This window comes from Microbacterium terrisoli (genome assembly GCF_030866805.1).
GTDB lineage: Bacteria > Actinomycetota > Actinomycetes > Actinomycetales > Microbacteriaceae > Microbacterium > Microbacterium terrisoli.
Genome location: NZ_CP133019.1, coordinates 298,714 through 320,320, shown reverse-complemented (window position 1 = coordinate 320,320; position 21,607 = coordinate 298,714). Strand labels below are relative to the sequence as shown.

General features: G+C 63.6%; 17 protein-coding genes and 1 other annotated feature. Of the genes, 2 read left to right on the top strand and 15 right to left on the bottom strand.

From position 1 onward, the window contains the following. Positions 1–32 precede the first annotated feature (32 nt). From QU603_RS01415 to QU603_RS01400, 4 genes are all read right to left on the bottom strand, one after another. Positions 33–803 carry an SDR family NAD(P)-dependent oxidoreductase gene (locus QU603_RS01415; protein WP_308492720.1) on the bottom strand — a complete coding sequence of 257 codons (771 nt, stop codon included), beginning with the start codon at positions 801–803 and terminating at the stop codon, positions 33–35. 22 nt (positions 804–825) lie between these two features. Continuing rightward, a complete protein-coding gene (locus QU603_RS01410) occupies positions 826–3,405 on the bottom strand; it encodes an ATP-binding cassette domain-containing protein (protein ID WP_308492719.1) in 2,580 nt (859 codons plus the stop codon). Between the two features lie 61 nt (positions 3,406–3,466). Then, positions 3,467–4,570, bottom strand: a complete 1,104-nt coding sequence (locus QU603_RS01405; protein WP_308492718.1) for a substrate-binding domain-containing protein — start codon at positions 4,568–4,570, stop codon at positions 3,467–3,469. 69 nt (positions 4,571–4,639) lie between these two features. Beyond that, positions 4,640–5,500: an ABC transporter permease gene (locus QU603_RS01400; protein WP_308492717.1), complete on the bottom strand. Its 861-nt coding sequence runs from the start codon at positions 5,498–5,500 to the stop codon at positions 4,640–4,642. Between the two features lie 343 nt (positions 5,501–5,843). On the opposite strand from QU603_RS01400, the gene QU603_RS01395 reads away from it, so the two are divergent. Further along, positions 5,844–6,863: a ketopantoate reductase family protein gene (locus QU603_RS01395; protein WP_308492716.1), complete on the top strand. Its 1,020-nt coding sequence runs from the start codon at positions 5,844–5,846 to the stop codon at positions 6,861–6,863. Between the two features lie 334 nt (positions 6,864–7,197). On the opposite strand, the gene lhgD is transcribed toward QU603_RS01395, so the two are convergent. The 9 genes from lhgD to QU603_RS01350 all read right to left on the bottom strand — a co-directional run bounded on the left by lhgD (position 7,198) and on the right by QU603_RS01350 (position 16,634). Next, on the bottom strand, positions 7,198–8,397 hold the full coding sequence (gene lhgD, locus QU603_RS01390) for an L-2-hydroxyglutarate dehydrogenase (RefSeq protein ID WP_308492715.1): 1,200 nt from the start codon (positions 8,395–8,397) through the stop codon (positions 7,198–7,200). A gap of 141 nt (positions 8,398–8,538) precedes the next feature. Then, a complete protein-coding gene (locus tag QU603_RS01385; protein WP_308492714.1) occupies positions 8,539–8,916 on the bottom strand; it encodes a hypothetical protein in 378 nt (125 codons plus the stop codon). A 178-nt stretch (positions 8,917–9,094) separates the two neighbouring features. Further along, positions 9,095–10,314 (bottom strand): IS3 family transposase gene (locus QU603_RS01380; RefSeq protein WP_308492713.1). Its coding sequence is split into 2 segments (ribosomal slippage): positions 9,095–10,074 and positions 10,074–10,314, totalling 1,221 coding nucleotides; the frame shifts between segments, so codons are not numbered across the junction. Beyond that, positions 9,947–10,074: a sequence feature (AL1L pseudoknot), on the bottom strand. Its footprint overlaps the gene before it by 128 nt. Before the next feature lie 371 nt (positions 10,315–10,685). Continuing rightward, complete coding sequence (locus QU603_RS01375) at positions 10,686–11,042, bottom strand: hypothetical protein (protein ID WP_308492712.1); 357 nt, start codon at positions 11,040–11,042, stop codon at positions 10,686–10,688. A 57-nt stretch (positions 11,043–11,099) separates the two neighbouring features. Next, on the bottom strand, positions 11,100–11,999 hold the full coding sequence (locus QU603_RS01370) for a carbohydrate kinase family protein (protein WP_308493910.1): 900 nt from the start codon (positions 11,997–11,999) through the stop codon (positions 11,100–11,102). Continuing rightward, positions 11,999–13,456, bottom strand: a complete 1,458-nt coding sequence (locus QU603_RS01365; RefSeq protein ID WP_308492710.1) for a glycoside hydrolase family 32 protein — start codon at positions 13,454–13,456, stop codon at positions 11,999–12,001. Before QU603_RS01365 ends, QU603_RS01370 begins: the two co-directional genes overlap by 1 nt. Continuing rightward, the gene (locus QU603_RS01360; RefSeq protein ID WP_308492709.1) at positions 13,453–14,382 is read right to left on the bottom strand and encodes a carbohydrate ABC transporter permease; all 930 of its coding nucleotides are present in this window, start codon (positions 14,380–14,382) and stop codon (positions 13,453–13,455) included. Before QU603_RS01360 ends, QU603_RS01365 begins: the two co-directional genes overlap by 4 nt. Then, positions 14,379–15,287, bottom strand: coding sequence for a carbohydrate ABC transporter permease (locus QU603_RS01355; protein ID WP_308492708.1), 909 nt, complete (start codon positions 15,285–15,287; stop codon positions 14,379–14,381). Before QU603_RS01355 ends, QU603_RS01360 begins: the two co-directional genes overlap by 4 nt. Before the next feature lie 60 nt (positions 15,288–15,347). After that, complete coding sequence (locus QU603_RS01350; RefSeq protein WP_308492707.1) at positions 15,348–16,634, bottom strand: sugar ABC transporter substrate-binding protein; 1,287 nt, start codon at positions 16,632–16,634, stop codon at positions 15,348–15,350. Positions 16,635–16,778: 144 nt separating this feature from the next. Between QU603_RS01350 and QU603_RS01345 the strand changes: the two genes are divergently transcribed. Continuing rightward, positions 16,779–17,810 (top strand): LacI family DNA-binding transcriptional regulator, encoded by a 1,032-nt coding sequence (locus QU603_RS01345; protein ID WP_308492706.1) that lies wholly within the window; start codon positions 16,779–16,781, stop codon positions 17,808–17,810. Between the two features lie 550 nt (positions 17,811–18,360). On the opposite strand, the gene QU603_RS01340 is transcribed toward QU603_RS01345, so the two are convergent. Together QU603_RS01340 and QU603_RS01335 are read right to left on the bottom strand one after the other, a co-directional pair. After that, entirely contained in the window at positions 18,361–20,217 is a 1,857-nt protein-coding gene (locus QU603_RS01340) for a glycoside hydrolase family 2 protein (RefSeq protein WP_308492705.1), read from the bottom strand. Positions 20,218–20,239: 22 nt separating this feature from the next. Beyond that, complete coding sequence (locus tag QU603_RS01335) at positions 20,240–21,463, bottom strand: IS256 family transposase (RefSeq protein WP_308492704.1); 1,224 nt, start codon at positions 21,461–21,463, stop codon at positions 20,240–20,242. Between the last annotated feature and the right edge of the window lie 144 nt (positions 21,464–21,607).

The following is a 21,607-nucleotide window of genomic DNA, read 5'->3' as shown; positions in this document are numbered from 1 at the left end:
TGTCCTTCTTTCTGGTGCAGACCGGTAGATCCTCAGACGAGGATCATGCCGCCCTCGATCGGAATCACCTGTCCGGTGATGTAGTCAGAGTCGGATGCCGCGAGGAAAACAGCGGTAGGCACGATGTCCTCAGGTACGGCGGCGCGGCCCAGCAGGATGTCGGCGGCCATTGATTCGAATCCCGCATCGGGTTTACCCATTTGGGCGAGGTCTGCGTCGAGCTTCGTCCACAACGGCGTGGCGACAACGCCGGGTGCGAAGGCGTTGACCGTGATCCGCTGCGGGGCGAGGGCGCGCGCGGCGGCCTGCGTCAGCGAAATCACCGCAGCCTTGGCGGCGCTGTAGGGGGCGAAGTCCGGAAACCCTGTCCGTCCCGCGATCGAGGCGGTATTGACGATCTTGCCCGTACTGCCCTGCTCCAGGAACTGCCGGGCGGCTTCCTGGATGCCGATGAGTACGCCGAGCGCATTCACGCGCATTACTTGCTCGAAATTGGTCTCGGTGATATCCAAAAACGGCATGGGCACGTTCATACCGGCGTTATTGAAGTAGGCGTCGAGGCGACCGAACGCCTGCACAGCCCTTTTGACTCCGGCCCTTACTTGCGCTCGATCACTGACATCCATCTGCACCGCAATCGCCCGGGATCCGAGTTCCGCCGCGACAGTCTCGGCTGATGTGCGGTCCAGATCAGCGACCACGGCGTTGCCACCCTCCGCCACTACACCGCGCGCGATGGCTGCGCCGATGCCCGATGCTCCGCCGGTGACGACGATCGTTTTGCCGAGCAGTCTGTCTGTCATGTCTGTTCCTCCCTCATAGTCGTCAATGCGCGGCCGTCGAGCCGCTCTCAGCGACAGTGACCCGGCGCACTCGTCGGCGCCTCATTCGTATGACCGAGTAGGCCACGGCGGCGATCAGAATCAGCCCGCCCTGGAAGAAGTACGTCATCGAGGTGGGCAGTCCGAGGAATGTCGTCGCGTTAGTCACTTGCGTGAGCAGCACCGCGCCCAGCAGCGTGCCGATGAACGTGCCGCGCCCACCTAGCAAGCTGGTCCCGCCAAGGACTACCGCAGTGATGCTCGCCAAGGTATAGCTGACACCCTGCTGCGGATCTCCGATGCCGATCTGCGCCATCAACATCAAGGCGCCCAGGACGGTAAAGAGGGACGTCAGGACGTACCCGCCGACAGTCACGAGGTTGACGCGAACGCCCACACGGCGGGCCGATTCCTCATCCGATCCAGCTGCCCGCAACCGCAGACCCCATCTGGTCTTCCGCAACGCGATCTCGGCGACCACGGCCACGACCACGAGAATGACGAACGCCACAGGCACGGGACCCCATTGCGACTGGATGGCAGCGCTGACGTTCGAATTGATCAGCCCGCCTGGGCCATCTCTAAGCACAAAACTCATGCCCTGCAGAGCGATGTACGTCGCGAGGGTAGCTGCGATCGCCGTGAATTTCGCGAAGCGGATAAGCGCAGCATTGACGATCCCCACCGCCGCAGCGACCACCACGACCAGGAACAGCCCCCCAATGATCATCGACAAAGAGCTGTCCGCATTTACGAAGAAGGATGCGACGACCACTAGTAGGCCCGCCAGCGGCCCTACCGAAAGGTCGATGCCGCCCAGCATGAGCGGAATAGTCTGCCCCAGAGCGATGAATCCCAACGCGGTGGCGAGAGTGAGGAGGCTGCCCAGGCTGAATGTTGAGAGATATCTGTCGTTCTGCGAGAAGACAACCGCGCCGAGTGCGATGATGACCACGACGAGCATGATCGACGGCGCGAAGTCTCCCTGAATGAACCGGCGTAACGCGCTGCTGCTCCGCTCATCGCCCGCACGAATCGACAGGGTCGCCGTGTCGAGCGTCGTTGCGCTCACTGCAGCGGCGATCATTCGCCCCTCCGTGACGTCGTCGCCGTGAAGCGTAGCCACGATCTGGCCGCGGGACATCACCACTACCGTGTCGCATAGCCCCTCCAGCTCCTTCGCGTCAGACGAGGACACGATGACGGGAATGCCAGCGTCAGCGACCTCGCGCAGAATCCGGTAGATCTCCGCTCTCGCGCCGACGTCCACTCCCTGCGTCGGCTCATCCGCCACGATCAGCGACGGCTCCGAGAGCAGCACCCGCGACATGACGATCTTCTGCTGGTTGCCACCGGACAGCGCAGCGACGTTCGCATCGAGCGATGGCGTTCGCACGTCGAGCGAACTCAGCGACTCGATGACACGCGAGAGCTCCTTCTTACGGCTCAACAGCCACTGGCCCCGGAACTTCCGCAACGCCGCCACCGCCGCGTTCTCCCGGACGTTGAGGCGCATCATGAGCCCCTCTCCGTGCCGGTCCGCCGGCACGAACGCGGTCTGGTGGAGCAGGTCACGAGTCGTGTGTGGGACGCCTCCGAGAGTCACTTGACCGTCGAAATGCTCGAGGCCGGCCAGCGCCCGCAGGAGGTCGCTCTGACCGTTTCCCGTGACGCCCGAGATGCCGATGATCTGTCCGCGAGTGGCCCGGATTGAGATGTCTGCGCAGCGCGCGGTGGATAGCCCAGAAATCTCGAAGGCGACCAGATCCTCATCTGAGCGCACGTGCTTGGGCGGGAACGTGGACTCGAGCTGCCGCCCGACGATCATCGCGAGCAGCTCATCATCTGAGACGGCATTGATCGTCGACTCACCACGAACGCGACCATCGCGCAGGACGGTCACCCGATGCGCTAGCTCCCTGACCTCGGCGAGCCGATGAGTGATATATACGACCGCGACGCCGTCTCGCACGGCCTCGCGCACCATCGAGAAGAGCATCTCCACGGATGCCTCCCCCAACGGCGCTGTCGGCTCGTCGAGGATCAGCACCTTCGGGTTGATTGCGAACGCTTTGGCGATCTCGAGCAGGTGCTTCTGCGCAATTGATAGATCCTCCACGCGGTCCCGCAGATGCACATGTAGGCCCACTCGATCGAGCATCCGCCCCGCGATGTCGGCCGTCGTGCCGCCCGTGAACACCGATGCCGGCAACGAGACCTGAAGGTTCTCCAAGACAGTCATATCGGGCAGCACAGCCGGGTGCTGATAAACGATCGCGATACCCAGCTTCGCTGCTGCAGTGGGCGTGAGCACCACCCGTTCGCCCTCGAACTCGATGTTCCCGCCATCGGGCTGCACCGTTCCGGAAGCGACGTTCATCAACGTCGACTTTCCCGCGCCGTTTTCTCCGAGCAGGGCATGGACCTCACCGCCGCAAATCGCCACGGAGACATCCGTTAGCGCCGCCACACCGGAGTAGAGCTTCGTGATCTCCGACAGGACCATCCGCGGCGTCGCGTCATCCACGGCGCCAACGGTGGAATCCTGGCTGAGGTCTTGTTGCTGGGTCAGGGGCATCGTCATATTGGTTTCTGTGTCCGGTGGGCCTGGACCGGGCGAGCTGCCGCCCGCCCGGTCGCACGTCCTACTTGTTGTTGATCGCCTTCGCCTGATCTTGCGGGCTCAGCTGGGCGGACAGGTAGATGTCACCCGGCAGATCGGCCTGACATTCCACGGGGTGCGGCGTGCCAGAGACCGAGTCCTCGAACACCGGGGCCTTGAACACTGTGTCTGTGGGGGGTATGCCGCCGGTGGCCTTGGCGACTGCCCACTGAACGGCCAGGCGCACGTTGTCGTTGCCGGTTGCGACGGTGAACAGCTTGAAGTCCGGGTTCGCCTTCTCATTGTTCTTCCAGAAGCAGCCCAGAGCGTTCCCGTCCGACGTGGCAATCGCCGGGATCGACCGTCCGCTCTGCTGGAACACCGGGAGTGCGCCCACCAGCGAGGGACCGAAGTCGGAGATGATCACGTCGATTTGCGGGTTCTTCGCGATCTCGGACGTCAACACCTGCTGAGTGAGAGCCGGGTCCCAGTTGGTGACGTCGTACGGCGCCTCATTAAGGAAGGTGTACGAGTCGTCGAGGACGTTCTTCAGCCCCTTCAGTTCATCCGTGCCCTGGCTGTTGCCCTTCGGCCCGCTCAGGAAGAGCATCTTCGCCCCACTTGGGAACTGCTTCTTGATCCACTTGCCCCAGTTCTCGCCGTCGTTGACGAAGGATGCACCAACGAACTGCGTATAGTCGGTGCCAGCCGTACCGCCGACCTCAACGCGATACGGGACCATCGTGATGCCTGCTTGGTACGCCTTGCGAATGGTCGGGAGCATCGCGGGTCCTGCATCGGCGAATACGACCATCGCGTCGACACCCTTGGACGCGAATGCGTTGATGTCAGAGATCGACTTCTGCGTGTCGCCCTGGCCATTCGCGTACTCGTAGCTCGTGACGCTCGGGCACTTCTTCACCTCTTGCTCGCCGGAGGCTGTGGTGACCAATCGCCAGCTGTTTCCGCCGAACCCGTCCAACTGAGCGAGCTTGATCTTCTTGGGCCCGCACCATGAGGGAGCACCTGCGACGGTGCTTCCTGGCTGGGCACCTCCGCCGCTATCCCCTCCGGAACTGCAACCGGCAAGGCTTGCGGCGGCGAGAACGATGCCCGCCGCGATGGCAATGATATTGCTGCGCTTCATAGGAACTCCTCCTGGGTAGGTGCTGCGCCGTCGGGCGGCGCGTCATTCGACATCGGCGTCGAAGTGTGATTACACGGGCACGGGATGCGTCCGCTCCGGGACGAGGCGTCGGCGCACCGCAGCCCAATCAACGGAGTAGAGGCCGACGCCGACCACCAGCGCCAGCGCCTGGATAAGGGTTTGCACTGACGTTCCGATGCCCAGGGCGAGCACGAACTGCTGAAGCTGTGCGAGGAACAGCGCAGCGACGACGGTCGAGACAGGGAACCCACGGCCGCCTAGTAGTGACGTCCCGGCGAGCACCACGACGGCCACCGACGGCAGCAGTAATGTGTCGCCCTGGAATGCGGTCGGCTGGTTCGTGATGCCGGCCAGCAGGATACCGGCCAGGCAATACAGCAACTGGGCCCAAACGAACGAAAGTGTCTGATGCGTGCGAACCCTGAGACCGATCGCCATCGCGGTCCGCGGGTTGGCCCCGATGGCCTCGAAGCGGCGACCCGCGACACTCTTCTTCGACACGACCACGACAATGAGCAATGCGGCCAGGGCGAAGAAGACCGAGTTCGCAATGCCGCCGGTGATCCCTCCCACGATGGACCGCAGCAGCGGAGTCGTGCTCCGCGGCGTGCCTCCCGAGATGACAAAGACCATGCCATACAGCACCGCGTTCGTGCCCAGTGTCGCGATTATCGGATTGATCTTGATCCGGCTGGCCAACAGCCCGTTCAGCATTCCGGCGCCAATCGCGAATGCGATCGCCATCAACACAGCTGGTACCAGCTTCGAACTGTCGCCAGCTGGTTCATGCACGACGATGACCACCGCCAGAGAGACCCCACCGGCGACCGAGAGATCGATCCCGCCCTGCTGAACCACGAGCATCTGCCCCAGCCCAGCGACTGCCAGTACAGCGAAGAAGGGCATCATGCCCACGAGAGCGCTAGGAGAAACGCTCGAGGGTGCAATCAAGAAGCCCAGTGCGAAGATCAGGGCGGTTGCGATGACGATTGCGACGAACCCCTGGGACGGGCGAAACCGGCTCGCCGTAAGAGTGCGACTCGCTCGCGTGTCTGCCTTCATCACCGAGGTGCCCTCCTGTCAGCGCACACACGCTACGTCGCACGTGTGTTGAGTGAGACTCTACAAAATGTTCTGACACTCCACAAGAGGTTCTTCAATTGAGTCCGTTTCGTGACATCGGCAGGGTTTGCCCAGCCACTCGTCCTCCGCGTATGTTGAGCGGCAGTTAACACGAAAGGGAGGCTCGCCCATGACTGATCCGAAGATCGCGATACTCGGCACGGGTGCGCAGGGTGCCGGTATCGGGGCAGACATTGTCCGTAGCGGCTATGACGTCACATTCATTGAGCAGTGGCCCGCCCACGTGGAGGCCATGAAACGACGCGGCATCGAAGTCCGGATGCCGAATCAGACTCGGATCACGCCCGTCCGCGCGATGCACCTCTGCGATGTGGCAACCCTGCGCGAACGGTTCGACATCGTCTTTCTTGTCACGAAGGCATACGACACTCGCTGGGCATGCGAGCTCATCCGACCGGTCCTCGCCGACGACGGGCTGGTCGTCGGGCTGCAAAACGGCATGAGCATCGACGACATCGCGGCGGTGCTTGGCGTCGAGCACACGATCGGCGCGGTGATTGAGATGGCTTCAAACATGTTCGAGGCAGGAATCGTTAATCGCGAGAACACGCCGGAAACTGCGTGGTTTGCCGTGGGCGGCCTGGACGCACCGACGCACACTCGGGCCCGCGAGGTGTCGGAGGTTCTCCGTCACGCTGGCACGGTTGAGATCTCAGACGACATTCGCTCGTCGAAGTGGATGAAGCTCGTCGCGAACGCGGGAGAACTCGTGCCGTCAGCGATTCTCGGTCTGCCACTGGCTCAGGCTGCCGCAGATCCTGCCGTTCGCGCGTTCATGAACGTCTGCTGCCTGGAAGCCGCCACGGCCGCAGTGGCCAGTGGCAATCGCCTTCGGCCAGTGTTCGGCTTGAGTGATTCAGACGTGACTGATCCTAGATCGTATTCCACCCGGCTCCTGGACATCGTGCTCGAGCGCTTCTCATCGCCGCTCACCCGGACCACCGTTCTCCAAGACTGGATGAAGGGTCGACGCGCAGAAGTCGACGCGATCAACGGGACCGTCGTGAAGGCCATCGGCGACGCCGCCCCTGCGAATCGAACGGCGATCGAGATCGCGTTGCGAATCGAATCTGGAGAGCTCTACCCCTCTCCAGAGAACGCCGCCCTCCTCACGACAATGCGCACATGATGCCGGCTGACAGCGCATCAGTACGCGCTTCTGTCATCACAGCTCCCACTACCGCGACTGAGTTCGGGGCGTGATCTGGGTCTTGGCGTGACAACCGCCGTTCGGGCTGACCGCACGACACCGTCGCCGAGGCGCAGCGTCAGCGGCGACTGAATCGTGGTGGTGTCAGGTCCTGGCCGCAACTGTTCGGTTTTCGAGCGCCGCTGGCAGCACCGCATACGCTCAGGCCTGAATCGGGGATGCGACGAGCGAGTGCGACTTGAACTCGCGTCGGGCGCGGACAACGCAAGGTGCAGAGTCCCGCGCGGAAGTTGGCCGGTGGTCGCACGAACGCTCACACCCGAGGCGACAGGTGATGCTCGATCAGGTAATCGGCGATGGCCAGCGAACTGGTCGCGGCAGGTGACGGGGCGTTGCGCACGAGCGTCACCGCGCCGACCTGGTCGACGGCGAAATCGTCGAGCAGCTCGCCGCCTCGCCCCCACGCCTGGGCGCGCACGCCCGCCGTGACGGTGCGCTTGAGATCCGACATCCTCAGCTCGGGCACGAAGCGCCGCGCCTTGCCGAAGTAGCGGGGCTTGAGCAGCGAAGCGCTGATCTCGTCGACGCCCATGCGCCAATGCTGCCGCGCCAGAGGCCACGCACCCGGCCACCGCAGCGACTCCCAGGTGTCGCGCGCCGACCACTGCAGCCAGCTGTATCCCTCGCGCGCTAGCGCAGGAACCGCGTTTGGGCCGACGTGCACGTCGTCGTACACGCCGCGGGTGAAGTGCACGCCGAGGAACGGGAACTGGGGATCGGGCACCGGATAGATCATCCCCTGCACGAGCCCGGTGCGTTCCGGGCGCAGCGCCCAGTACTCCCCGCGGAACGGCAGGATCTTCGGCGCCGGGTCGGCACCCACGAACCGTGCCACCACGTCAGAGTGCAGGCCCGCGCACACGATGACCCGGTCGAACAGGTGATCCGACGCCGCCGTGATGACCCGCACGCGGGAACCTTCCGCTCGCATCCCCGTGGCTTCATGTCCAAGCAGAATACTGCCGCCGACGGCGCGCACGTCCTGCGCCATCGCTTCGGTGATCGAGGCATAGTCCACCACCGCCGTGTGCGGCGAATGCACGGCGGCGACCCCCGCCACGTGTGGTTCGATCTCAGCGATCCGCGCGCGGTCGTCGATGCGTTCGAGGTCGGGAACGCCGTTCACCCGCGATCGCCGCTCGATCTCGTCGAGCGCGACCACCTCGCTGTCGTCGAGCGCGACGACGAGTTTGCCGACCTCGCGGTACGGCAACCCCTTCTCGGTGCAGAAGTCCCGGACACGTGCCCTCCCGGCTGCACACAGGGTCGCCTTGAGCGAACCCGGCGCATAATACAGCCCGGCATGCACGACGCCGGAGTTGTGCCCTGTCTGATGGGCCGCGAGCCGCATTTCCTTCTCGAGCACGGTCACCCCGTCACCGCGCTGCGCCAGAGCTCGCGCCAACGCGATGCCCACGATGCCGCCGCCGATGATCCCCAATCGGTCCACCACCCGACCAGGATATCGGCGGAGTGCCCCCCTTGTTGAGGCTCAAAGGCTTGCAAGTGACGGCCTGGCTTGTAGTTGTCTTCGTCACGGTTGCACCTGCGCTGCAAGCGAACGAAGTAGGAGTCATGGACGTTCCGGAGGAAGCTACGTCATTGTGGCGTTCATCGTGCTCGCACGTCCCGGATTCATCGACGCTGCGGTCGGCCGTGGGCTCGCAGCGAATCCGCAACTGAGCGCGATGTCGGGCCCAATGCCGCCAATGGGCCAGGTTGCGATGGGCGTGATCGTGACGTTGTAACCGCGGGCTCCCAGGTCTCGAATGGCGCGTCGACACGCGTGTGCGTCGCAGGTCGCGGCGGACGCAGCAGTCGGCACCGAGTTCTTCGCAGGCTTCACCATTTCGGGGCGAATGCCAGACCACGAAAGGATGCTGTTCTCGGCCGCGGCGATCGCACGCATCGGGCCGGATCGGGCGACGAGCCGGCGGCGACGGACGGCGAGGACTGATTTCTTCGACTCCATGCGGCCGAAGCTGCGATCCCGAGTGTCAAGCCTCTTCGAAGGTGGAGGCTTTGCCCTGGATGTCCGCGCCAACCAACACATCGTCGTCTGGGGGGGGTCGATCGGCTCGGGCTCCGAGCAACAGCAGGGGGTGACGGTGGGAAATCAACTATTCGCAGAACTGTGAATCGCCCCGGGTTCAGTGGAGGGCGAGTTCTCCCAGCGCCGGCTGGTGCTGGGGGTTCATCTCACGGTAGTACTCGTTCTCTTTCTCGATGGGTGTGAGGTATCCGATCGAGGAGTGCAGTCGGTTCTCGTTGAACCAGTGCACCCAGGACAGCGTGGCCAGTTCCAGATCATCCGCGTTGCGGAACGGCCCGTCGATCTTCACACACTCGGTCTTGTAGAGCCCTACGACGCTCTCCGCGAGGGCGTTATCGTAACTGTCGCCGACCGTTCCGATCGATGCGATCGCGCCGACTTCGGCAAGGCGCTCGGTGTAGCGCAGCGCGGTGTATTGAGACCCGGCGTCCGAGTGTTGAACGACGCCGGTGACGTCCTCGCCGGCACGATCCCGGATCCACAACGCCATCTCCAGCGCGTCCAGGGGCAGGTCGGTGGGCATTTTCGACATGGTCCGCCAGCCCACGATTCGGCGGGAGAACACGTCGGTGACGAACGCGGTGAACGCCATCCCCGACCACGTCGGAACGTATGTGAAATCGACCACCCAGAGCTCGTTCGGACGGTCAGCATGGAACTCGCGCTTGACGTGATCCTCCGCGCGAGGCGCAGTGTCGTCGGGACGAGTGGTGATGAACTGCTTGCCCCGGCGGACACCGCGCAGGCCCTGCTGGCGCATCAGGCGCTCCACCGTGCAGCGGGCGACGGTGATGCCTTCTCGGCGCAGCAGCCGCCAGACCTTGCGGACGCCGCTGATGCCGCGACCGAGGTCGCGGTCCCAGAACACCCGCTCGATCTGCACCACCAGCTCCGCATCAGCGACCGCTCGCGCAGAGGCGGGACGCTTCTTGAACGCGTAGTACCCGGACGGGGCGATCTTCACTCCGTGCTTTGTCAGCACGCGGCAGATCGGCTCGACCCCGAACCGGGCACGATGATCATCGATGAACTGAACTACCACGGCAGTCGCGGGTCGAGCTCCCGCGCGAAGAAACTCGACGCCGCCAACAAGATCTCGTTCGCCCGCTTCAGCTCCCGCACCTCCGCCTCGAGCTGCTTGATCTTCGACGCGTCATCCGTCGTCGTCCCCGCTCGCTCGCCCGCATCGATCTGGGCCTGCTTGACCCATCCGCGAAGCGTGTCCGGATTGACCCCGACGCGCTGCCCGATCCGGATCACTGCCTGATTCACAGACAACTCCGGATCCTCCTTCCGCGCCTCCTGCACGAGCCTCATCGCTCGCTCCCGCAACTCCTGCGGATACTTCCTTGTGCTGGCATAGCCCTCATCCTCTCGGGACTTCAGACCCTCCACCAGACCTGGGGCGATTCAGGTAGCCTCGGAATGGTCAGCCCCGACGAGTTCGAGGCGACCTACTACGCGGCCCTCAGCAGAGAGCCGATCCCCGCATAGAAGCGGCGGAGAACCTGGGACGGTTCACACCGAGGGCTGCAAACAGCAACCTCAGTGCCACTGAATCCGAATCTACAACCGTGTCATTCGATAGGGACTTGAGCGCAACCCGGGTGCCTTCACGCTGCGAGAGGTTGCGGATGGCGACAACAACGTTGTCGTACCGGACACGATCCGACTCCATCACGCCCTCGTCAAGGCTCGTCGGGTTTGGAGTTGAAAACGAGCCCCACAACTTTCTCGACGTCAGAGTGCGGCGTCTCTGGACGAACCAACACGTCGACCACCCCATTCGGCCCTTTGGCCCGGATCCGAACCATACCCTTCTCGCGACTGCGGATCAGCAACAACTCCGCAAGCGACTTCAACGTGTCGGAGCCTTGCAGAAGGGTCACTACCACGGCAGCAGATGCCGCAATGTCGCCGATCATACCCACTACTTCGACCGCGCCTGCACGGACGCGAGGCAACTCAACTGCGAGTCCAAACTTGGTCAGTTCGGCGGCCAGATCGTCTGGCACCTCCAGCAATACGCGCCGATCACCGTTCACAGTTCATACGGTAGCAATGTCACGAAGAGCCCCAGTCAGAGTAGTTCGCCCAGAGTCCTATGCTTCGCCTGGCTCTGGTATTCGGAGCATGGCGCCCTGATGGCGGACGGTGGCGGCAGCTATGCGCATGGCACGGTCGAGGGTCCGGCGCCACTCTGCGACATCTTCAGGGGTGTCCTGTACGAGGGAGGCGACCACCGCCGCGAGGGTGGCGTCGCCGGCGCCCATCGTGTCGATCACGGGCCCTGGCAACTGCGCGACGGGCGCGGTGATCACATCTCCGCGAAACTCGATGCTGGCACCGGTGGCACCGGCGGTGGCAAGCACCACGGCAGGGCTGATGCGCGCCAAGCGCGCGCGCAGTTGCTCGACGCTCGAGTGATACAGGAGCGCCGCGTCGTCCGGCCCGACTTTGAGGAGTGCACATGCGCTCGCGAGCGTCTCGAATCCTCGTGTGAAGGCCTCGGCATCGGTCAGCAGCCCCACGCGCGGGTTGGGGTCGACGATCAGAGGACGTCTCTCGACTGCCGTGGCAAGGGTCTCGACTTGCTCAGCATGATCGAACGGGAAGCTGCTGATGACGACGCAAGGAGCGGCCGCGATCGCGTGTCGTTCGACATCGCCGATGGTGATCGCGCGTGCGCGTGCTGCGTCGTTGAACTCGTATGTCGGCTCTCCGTCGATCCGTACGGAGACGGCACGTGCTGAGCCGTGGAGGGACGGCGTCGCCAGAAGCTTCACCCCATGTGCCTCCAGGTGTGTACGAATGGCATCTCCGGCGGCATCCGTGCCCACCATGGCGATCAATGTCGCCGACACCCCCAGCCGCACGAGGCCCGTCGCGACGTTCAATGCCGCACCGCCGACGACTTCCGCAGACGAGTCGCCATCGTGAATCTCGTCGATCAGTGCGTCGCCGATGACGACAACAGGCGCGTCCGTGGGCTGCGCGGTCATCACGCCGTCAGATCCGTGATGCGAAGCTGCTCGATGGCCACAAACTCTCCCGTTGTGTGCAGCGTCAGCGTGCAGTCTTGGCCCAGGAAGACGAGATCAGTGAGCCCTCGGGCACCCTCGTCGGCGAAGACCTCGACGGAGCCACTGTCGAGCACAATCGTTGCCCGCAACGTCGCTTCGCCGGTCGGCGAGGGCGCGGTTTCGACGCTCGGATACCCCGGGTGGTCAATCGCGTGGGTGTTGCGCCGGTCGAGCGAGAGTTGTCCGTTGGCCCCGTCGAAGATCAGCGTCGCCGAGCCGCTCGTGCCCACAAGCTCCACCTCGACCGCGTGCGGTGTGACGAGGTCGATGTCGATTCGTGCTGTTGCCGGCAGCGGTGCGGTGAGGGTCTCGCCGCGCAGGAGCGTGCGTGGAGCGACCTCGGCGGTGATTCGACCGGGCGGCAGGATCGGGTCGATGCACAGTCGGGGCTGCCCGCCTATCTGGCGCAGCGCGAGCTGCCGCGCTGTCGTCATGACACCGCGCCATGGTGCGGTGGGTGTGGCGTGCGCATATTCCCAGTTGCCCATCCAGGCGATCAGGGTCCGCTCGTGATCCGGGAGGCCATTGAAGGTCACCCCGGCATAGCAGTCTCGGCCCCAATCCAGCCAACTCAGCTGGGCGAGGTGTTCCAGATCGGTTACGGCTTCGGGAAGGGAATCGGGGATGAACTCGACGCCGTCGAACTGCCCGATCACGTACTGGGTTCCCGATCCACCGGCGACCCCGCCGGGGTTGAGCGAGATGAGCAGGACCCATCGTCGCTCCTCGGCATCGCCGTCGAGGTTCAGTGGGAAGAGATCCGGGCACTCCCACACTCCCCCGACCGCGCCCGCGGGACCATACGAGGACAGGTAGGTCCACCTCTTGAGATCGTCCGAGCGATAGAGGAGCACCTGATGGTCGGCGGCTTCCACTGCGACCATGACCCAGTACGATCCTCCGCTACCGGTGTAGCGGAAAACCTTGGGGTCGCGGAAGTCGCTGGAGCCACGATCGAGCACTGGGTTTCCCGCATAGCGGGTCCACGTCATGCCGCCATCGGTGCTGTATGCCAGCGATTGCGCTTGGCGCCCCTTGCCACGGTGGGCGGACGTATAGATCGCCACAAGCGGTGGATGCTGCGCGCCGCCGAAGCCACTCGAGTTCGCCTCGTCCACCACGACCGAACCCGAGAATATCTCCTCGTCGTCGGTGTATCGGATGGCGACGGGATGCTCCAGCCAGTGCGCCAGGTCACTGCTTGAGGCATGACCCCAGCTCATGTTCCGGTGCTGGTCGCCGTCTGGGTTGTGCTGGAAGAACAGGTGGTACCGGCCATTATGGAAGACAAGCCCATTGGGATCATTCATCCAATTGCGCTGTGGGGCGAAGTGGATACGCGGCCTGAGCACCTCGTGAAGTTTCGGGCGCCTCATCCCTTCACCCCGGACGCGGCGATCGAGTTCACGAAGGAGCGTTGGAACGCGACGAAGAGTGCGAGCACCGGAACGGTGATCACGCTGGCATAGGCCATGATCTGACCCCACGACACATTCAGCTGCTTGAAGTAGTCGATCCCGACCATGACGGGCCGGATGGCTTCGCTCTGGGTGACCATGAGGGGCCACAGATATTGGTTCCACGCCGGGAGGAACGTGAGAATGGCCGCGGTGGCCACCGCCGGCCCGGACAGCGGCAGCACAATGGTGCGATAGATGCGCAGCCATCCTGCCCCATCCATCAGAGCGGCCTCGTCGAGCTCCCTCGGGATCGAACTGAAGTACTGGTAGAACAGGAAAATCGAGAAGGCGTTCGCGATGAATGGAACGATCTGCACGGCGTACGTGTCCAGCCAGCCCTGCACGAACTGCGCACCATCGAAATACGGCAGTTGGTTGACCCACCACAGCATGGGCAGTGCCATGACCTCGAACGGCACGATCAGCGTGGCCAGAACCACGCCGAGCAGCCACTTGCGGCCTGGTAGACGCATGCGCGACATCGCGAACGCTGCCAGCGAGTTCACCACGATCCCGAGAGCGACCGTCAGGACCGAGATGATCACCGAGTTGAGCAGGAACTGCGCAAAGGGCACCCGCTCGAATACCCCGAGATAGTTGTCGAGCGTGAGCTGCCCCACCGGCAGGAATGCCTGGATCCCATTCAGGTCGGCAAAGATCTGCAGGTCGGGTTTGAAGCTGGAGACGATCATGAACACCAGGGGCAGGCCGAACAGCAGTGCCAGCAGGATCTTCACGATCAACAGGACCGGGCTGCGCCATCCTGTCGGGCGGCGTCTCGCACGTTCCGGTTGAATTTCGTGGCCGAGGGCGGTCGGATCGCTGCCCATCAGTGCGCTCATCGCCGGGCCTCCTTGTCGCGGGTGAGGAATGTCTGGATCAGGGTGACGATCAGCACGAGCACGAAGAACACCAGCGAGATCGCCGACGCATATCCGGTCTGCTGCTGCTGGAATCCGGTGCGCACCGCTTCGAAGACCAAGGTCGTCGTCGCGTCCAGCGGCCCACCCTGGGTCATGACGTTGATCTGGGCGAACAATCCGAATGCGGCGATCGTGATCGTGATCAGGATGAATGTTCTGGTCGCGCGTAAGCCCGGCCAAGTCACATGCACGAACTGCTGCCACCGGGTCGCGCCGTCCAGAGCTGCTGCTTCGTAGAGGTCACCCGGGATGGTCTGGAGCCCGGCCAGCCAGATGATCATGTGAAAGCCCATCGCCTGCCAGATCGACATGACGATGATCGCGAACAGCGCCCAGTGCGGGTCGCCGAGCCAATCCGGTCCAGCAATGCCGACCTTGGCCAGCAGGACGTTGATCAGTCCGTTCTTCTGGTAGAGAAACAGCCACAGCATCGATACGACGACGATCGACGTGACCACGGGCAGGAAGTACACGGTCCGGAAGAACGTTGTACCCCGCACCTTTGAATTCACGAGCACTGCAACCAGAAGCGCCAACGCGGATTGCACCGGAACCACCACGATCGTGAAGATCAAGGTGTTGCGCAGCGCCGCCCAGAACGTCTGATCCGTGAACAGGTTGGCGAAATTCTCAAGGCCGATGAATCGGCCAGGTTCCGGTGAGATCAGTCGCGTGTTGGTGAATGCGAGGATGAATGTCAACGCGATCGGGATCACGAGGAACGTGACGATCAGCACGGCGGCGGGCAGGAACATCGCAAGCGCCGCGAATTGTTCCTTCTGGTGGCCGCGCGGGCGCACGCGGACAGATATCAGAGCGGTCACGGATTCTCCTCGAGTTGATGCTGGTGGGCGGCCATCGCGGCGCCGCCCACCAGCGATTGCCTACTGGAAGTAGTTGTTCTGCTTCTGGTTGGCGTCGATGTCTTTGACCGCTTGATCCAACGTCTGCTGAGGGTCAGCACCGTTCAGGATGTCCTGAGCAGCCTTCTGGAACGTCGTCGAGATGAACGGATAACCGGGGGTCACCGGCCGCACCACGGCGTACTTCTTCGAGAACTCGCGGAAGATCGTGTTGTCTCCGCCGGGGCCGTAGCCGGGAACCATCGCTGCGGCAGCGTCGGTGGCGGGAATCGTCTTGGTCGCCTTTGCCACTGCCGCCACATACTTGTCCTGCGCCGCGAATTTCATGTAAGCCAGCGCGCCTGCTGTGTCAGCGCACGACTTCGACATGCCCCACTGCCAGGACCCGCCGCCGATCTTCGGGCCGTGGCCAAGGTCGACCGACGGGATGAACAGCGCATCGTCACCCAGCTTCGCCCGCACCGGCTCGGCCGCCCAGCTGCCGGCATACATCAGCGCAGTCTTGCCGTTGAGGAAGTCGGCCGTCTGGTCGGTGCCCGACTTGGCGGCGATGTATCCATCGGTGACCAGACTACGGAACCACTTTCCCCACGCAACCGCGTCGGGCCCGTTCAGGACGCCATCCGCCGTCTTGTAGTCGGACCGATCGATCAGGTCGCCGCCGGCACTCTGCAGGAACGGTGAATAGGCGTACGGCCACCACTCCCCCGTCGACGATGTCGCAAAGTCCGCCGGGTACTGAAAGTCACCCGACGCCTTCAGTTTGGCCATCGCATCCGAGAACTCCGCCTTCGTCCACGGCTGGTCGACGGACGGGACTCGGATGCCGTACTTGTCGAGGGTGCTCTTGCGCGTGATCATCGTCAGCGCGACGTCATAGAACCCGTAAGAGTAGGTCTTGTCGTTGTACGTACCCACGGTCGACGGAAGGAACTTCGACAGCACGTCGTCCATTCCGGTCAACGGAGCCAAGTAGCCCGCCCAAGCCCAGTTGGGCACGTTGGGGGCGTCGATGTCAAGAATGCATGGCAGCTTGCCGGACGCCGCGGCGGCGGTCACCGACTGGTTGTAGGAGTCCTGTGGGAACGCCTGAACCTCCACCTTGTACTTCGACTGACTCGCATTGAAGTCCTTGACGACGTCCTTGATCGCTCCCAGTTCCGCCTCGTTGCCGGCGTTGTGCGTCCACAGTTTGAGACTGCCGGCATCGCTGCCTGCGCTCACACCGCCCTTCGCGCACCCCGCAAGCGCGAACATCGCCGCCATGCTCACAACCGCCAAAGCGATCGTTGCCGCTTTCCTCTTCATCGAAGGTCTCCTCGTGCCGTGTGCATCAACTTCGGTGCTGAATGCATTTAGCAGACGATAACACGGCGCCGACTGCGGCCACAAGAGGGAATGCTGAATTAATTCAGCAGCCGGTAGTCTCGAACCTGACGATAGGGAGCAGTGATGACACCGACCGGCAAGCGCCCAACTCTCGCGGACGTGGCCGCACGAGCCCGGATGTCGAAGACCGCGGTCAGCCTGGTGCTGAACAATCGGCCCGGTTCGCGCCTGTCTGAAGAAGCAGCTCTGCGTATCCGTGCGGCCGCCGCCGACCTCGGGTATAAGCCGAATCTTGCGGCGCAGAGCCTGCGGCTCGGCAAGACGAAGACGATCGGGTTCATCTCCGATGAGGTCACGATCACCCGTTATGCTTCCGCCATGATCCGCGGTGTCTTGGGCGCCGCCAAGGAATTGGATCACACGGTCTTGATCGCCGAAACCGCGCGGCACATGGAGGATCTCGGCACCGCAATGGAGGCGATGCGCGATCGAGATGTCGACGGCATCCTCGTTGGTCTGATGGGCGCCCGCGTCATCGACATCCCCTCGCCCGACCGGCGGACCCCGGTCGTCATCGTCAACGGGCGCACACCTGACGAGGTACCCAGCATCTTGCCCGACGAATACGACGCCGGATGCATCGTGGCAGCAGAACTCGTCGCCCACCACCACACTCGCATCGGCATCATCGGCGATCTGCCGCGCATCGCGCCGAACCCCCGTCTGTCGACAACTATCGCCACGCGCTTTCGCGGGATCGATGACACCCTGCGCGACTCAGGGATCGCACCGATCCGAATCGATCTCGACGACTGGAGCCCGGCAATCGGCTACAACGCAGCGATGACGATGCTGCAAGCCCACCCAGACCTCACCGCAATCCTCGCTGGGAACGACAACGTCGCGTTCGGCGTCTACCAGGCGTTGGGCGAGCTCCACAGAAGTGTGCCCGACGATGTCTCTGTGATCTCCTTTGACGACGATGAAATCGCAGGCTACCTGCGACCTGGGCTCACCACCTGCCGCCTGCCATACGAACGGATGGCACAACTCGGGGTGCAGATGCTCCTCGGCCAGGCCGAAATCGCTCACCAACTCGTCCCGATGCCTCTGATCCGCCGACAGTCAGTCGCACGTGTGAGACCGCCGCGATGATCCGCGCACTTGGTGCACGCGGCATCATCGCCGCTGAGACCATCGAGGCCCGGGAGCTCAACATCGGGGTGATGCAGGGATATTGACTATCCACCGAATGCGACCCGGACCAGTCATCAGGCCTGAGCAACTCGTTCGGCGGCTACGTGAAGGTCAACCGCAACAACGGAACCTTCAGCATGCGCAGGACCGGAAGGTAGCAGTCCAAGCTGCGGGCCCCTCGCCCGCCATCGGCCGCCTGAGCGAGCGATCGGGGGGGTTCGCCTACTACGGGCACGAGCCCGGGCGCGCTATACCCCAAGGGAGGTCTGCTTCGAATCCGTACCCGTACACTCCGGGCCGATCCGGCAGCGTCGGCGTCACACCGATCAGTTCCAGCAGATCAACGAGCTTCGGCGAGTCAGCCACGAACACGGCGTTCAGGACCGCGTCGGGCGGTGCGAGCGCGTGCGCGTGCGCGAACAGTGCTGACCACGCGGTTTCCCAGGGCCTATTCGAACGTAGTTTTTGTGAACGGCACGGGCCCCGCCTGGCCGTGCCATGTATACCGTCAAGGCCGATTCGTGTGACCGTCTTCGCTGGCTGACGGATCTTTTGTCGGTTCGGTGGTTGTTGATCGTCCGAGCACGATGTTCCGTAGGCGAGTCGGATCCAGCTTGTGCGTGCGTTCGTCGGTGAGGATCCCGTTCCGCTCTTGTCCGGTGTCTGTGAACTGCGTGTAGCAGTATCCCGCGAGATGTGTGCCCGTATTCACGGCAGCGAAGAGCCTTTGCAACTTTTCGGCGAAGTCTTCCCCTGTCGTCGCCTGCGAATACCCCCAGGTCTCTTCCCGTTGTTGCGAGTCAAATGACACGCCCCCGAACTCAGACAGAAGGATCGGGGCGAACGGGTGCGGCTCCGTCAGGGTGATCAACCTGCCAGCCGGACCGAGCATTTGCGTGGTGAGGTCAGCTGCAGTGAGCGTGGCGTACCGCCGTCTGAGACTTGCCGGGTCACTCTCGTAGTCGTGCACGGTGACGACGTCGCTGTTCACATGCTCCCAACCGTCGTTCGAGATGATGATCCGAGTGGGGTCTACGGCCCTGGTCAGGTCACTCAACGCGGTGACGTAGTGGCGCATCTGCGGATCCCGCGCGATGTCTTGCACGCCCCAGCTCTCGTTGAACGGGACCCAGGCGACGATCGACGGGTGCGACTTGTCGCGACTGAGTGCCTCAAGCCACTCCGTCATCGTGCGCCGGATCGCAGTCGCCGAAAAGGCGTAGGCGGCGGGGAACTCCGCCCACACCATGAGCCCGAGCTTGTCCGCCCAGTACAGAAATCTCGGGTCAGCGACCGTCTGATGGACTCGCACCATATTGAAGCCGGCTGCACGGATGAGCGTCACCTCTTCTCGGAGTGCCTCCGGTGATGGAGCCGCAAGGTGGGTTCGGGGCCAGTAGCCCTGATCGAGGACTCCCCTCATGAACACCGGTGTTCCGTTGAGGAGTACGCTGCCTGCCGATGCGGACGCCGTGCGCAGTCCGAAGTACGAGGTGACGACGTCGTGCCCGACCCGGATACGCGCGTCGATGAGCCTCGGGTGTTCTGGCGACCAGGTGTAGTCCTGCTGTGCTTGACCGTTGGCCAGCGCCGGCACCGGGACTGTGAGCTCGAGTTCTGCAGCAGCAGCCTGTGTTGACACTTCCTCAGCGAAGGGCCCACCCTCGAAGCTCAGCTGCACAGAAATGGGCACGGCATGCCGGGGCTTGCGGCTCAACTGGAGGTGCAGTCGGACTTCTGCCTGTGTCAAGTCCGAGTCCCAGTGCACCGTTTCGATGGCCGTGGCTGGCCGCGATTCGAGCCAAACGGGCTGCCAGATCCCTGTCGTCCGCTTGTACCAGATGACGTGTGGTTCTTCTTGCCAGTCCTGTTTCCCGCGAGGCTGGGCGACGTCGGTGGGGTCGTCCTCGGCTCGGACCACGATCCGGTCCGGGCCGGCGTGGCCCAGGAGGTCCGTGACATCTGCGGAGAAGGGCGTGTACCCGCCTTCGTGGCGTGCCGCGACCTGGCCGTTCACCCACACCACCGCGCGGTAGTCGACCGCACCGAAGTGCAGGATCAATCGGTGCCCGGACACGTGGTCGGCAGCCGCGAGATGCGAAGCGGCGATGGTCCGTTCGTACCAGACGATCGGATGGAATTTCGGTTCGTCGATGCCCGATGCGGGCGATTCCGGGGGGAATGGCACTGTGATTTTCTGACTGAACCCTGTCGTGTCCTGCCAGCGTTCCGCCTGCCCTCGGTCATCGTCGTCGAAGGCGAAGGACCACGTCCCGGTAAGGTCGGCCCAGCGTGCACGGACGAGCTGGGGCCTTGGATAAGCTCCATCGGTGATGTCCCACTGGTTGGTGGAGTTTCTCGACACCGTGCGGGATCAGCTTCTGTGATTATGCCGCGTTGAGTTCGGGGATGGCCACCTCCTCGGCTTCGGCGAACAACAGCTTCATGGAGTGCTCGGAGAAGTAGCGGCGGTCGGCGCCGTCCCATTCGTCGTGCTGCTCGATCAGGACGTGCCCAGCGAGGCGCAGCAGGGCGGCGGGGTTGGGGAATGTGCCGACGACGTCGGTGCGACGTTTGATCTCCTTGTTGAGCCGTTCCAGGGGGTTCGTGGACCAGATCTGCCGCCAGTGCTGTTGCGGGAACCCGCAGAACGCGAGGATGTCATCCTTCGCGTTCTCGAGCATGTCCGCGATCTTCGGGTGGGAGCGGGTGAGCATCCGGACGACTTCGTGGAACTGCGTGAACACGTGCTCGGTGTCGGGCTGGGCGAAGATCGTGCGGATGATCGACGCGACCATCGGCCCCGACGCTTTGGGAACGTTCGAGAGCACGTTGCGCATGAAATGGACCCGGCACCGCTGCCACGCGGACCCGGCGAACACGGTCTCGATCGCCGAGATCAGACCCGTGTGAGCGTCGGAGATGACCAGCTTCACACCATCCAGACCGCGTGCTTTCAACGATCGGAGGAACGTGGTCCAGAACGGTTGCGATTCGGTCTCCCCGACCTCGAACCCGAGGATCTCGCGACGCCCGTCCGCGGCGACGCCGATCGCGACGACCACCGCCTGGGACACCACCCGCCGTCCGACCCTTGCTTTGCAGTAGGTCGCGTCGAGGAACACATACGGGTAGGTCGTGTCCGCCAGGGGCCGGTCCCGAAACGCGGCGACGTCCTCGTCCAGGTTCGCGCAGATCCGCGACACCTCGGACTTGCTGATCCCGGTATCCGCACCCAGCGCCTTCACCAGATCATCGACCTTCCTCGTTGAGACGCCGTGGACGTACGCCTCCATCACCACCGCGAACAGTGCTTGATCGACCCTTCGCCGGCGCTCCAGCAGCGACGGGAAGAACGACCCCTGCCGGAGTTTCGGGATCCGCAGTTCCAGATCCCCAGCCGTCGTGGACACGGTCTTCGGGCGGGATCCGTTGCGCTGAGTCACCCGGCCAGCGGATCGCTCATACGGGGCCGCGCCGATGAACGCGGCCGCTTCCGCATCGATCAGCTCCTGATAGAGCGTTTCGGTCGCGACACGGATCCGGTCAGTGACATCGGTGAGTTTCAGTTCCCCGAGGAGCTCGAGGAGGGCAGACTGGTCTAGAGCCATCGTGCTTTGTGTCTTTCTGTGAGTGACTTTGATCGGTACTCACTGACCATCGCACGATGGCTCACCCACGTCTACGACGCAGACCAACCCATCGGAATCTCCACCACCCCAGGGGACGTCACCGACAGCAGCGCCTCAAGCCCA